The sequence below is a fragment of the Aquimarina acroporae genome, assembly GCF_023195925.1.
GTDB lineage: Bacteria > Bacteroidota > Bacteroidia > Flavobacteriales > Flavobacteriaceae > Aquimarina > Aquimarina acroporae.
In genome coordinates, this window is the sequence record NZ_JALPRE010000040.1 from 1 (window position 1) to 1,144 (window position 1,144).

General features: G+C 56.8%; 1 protein-coding gene. It reads left to right on the forward strand.

All coding sequences use genetic code 11. The annotated features are described in order from the left end of the window. On the forward strand, positions 1-1,144 hold a 1,144-nt coding region (locus M0D21_RS22905; protein ID WP_248334376.1), incomplete at both ends, for a hypothetical protein.

Here is a 1,144-nt window from a genome sequence, read left to right on the forward strand (position 1 = left end):
TGGTGCTGATGGCGCTAGAGGTGCAACCGGAGCAGCAGGTACTAATGGAACAGATGGTGCTAGAGGTGCAACTGGTGCAGCGGGAACTAACGGAACAGATGGTGCTAGAGGTGCTACTGGAGCAGCAGGAACTAATGGAACAGATGGTGCTAGAGGTGCAACTGGTGCTGATGGAGCTAGAGGTGCTACCGGAGCAGCAGGAACTAACGGAACAGTTGGTGCTAGAGGTGCAACCGGAGCAGCAGGAACTAACGGAACAGTTGGTGCTAGAGGTGCAACCGGAGCAGCAGGAACTAACGGAACAGTTGGTGCTAGAGGTGCAACCGGAGCAGCAGGAACTAATGGAACAGATGGTGCTAGAGGTGCAACTGGTGCAGCAGGAACTAATGGAACAGATGGTGCTAGAGGTGCTACTGGTGCAGCAGGTACTAACGGACCAGACGGTGCCAGAGGTGCTACCGGAGCAGCAGGAACTAACGGAACAGTTGGTGCTAGAGGTGCAACCGGAGCAGCAGGTACTATCGGAACAGCCGGTGCCAGAGGTGCTACCGGAGCAGCAGGAACTAACGGAACAGTTGGTGCTAGAGGTGCAACCGGAGCAGCAGGTACTATCGGAACAGCCGGTGCCAGAGGTGCTACCGGAGCAGCAGGAACTAACGGAACAGTTGGTGCTAGAGGTGCTACTGGTGCTGATGGCGCTAGAGGTGCTACCGGAGCAGCTGGAACTAATGGAACAGACGGTGCTAGAGGTGCAACCGGTGCAGCTGGTACTAACGGAACAGATGGTGCTAGAGGTGCAACCGGAGCAGCAGGAACTAACGGAACAGACGGTGCGAGAGGTGCTACGGGAGCAGCAGGTACTAACGGATTAGTCGGTGCCAGAGGTGCAACCGGAGCAGCAGGAACTAACGGAACAGACGGTGCGAGAGGTGCTACGGGAGCAGCAGGTACTAACGGATTAGTCGGTGCCAGAGGTGCAACCGGAGCAGCAGGAACTAACGGAACAGACGGTGCGAGAGGTGCAACTGGTGCAGATGGCGCTAGAGGTGCTACTGGTGCAGCAGGTACTAACGGAATAGACGGTGCCAGAGGTGCAACCGGTGCAGCGGGTACTAACGGAACAGATGGTGCTAGAGGTGCAACC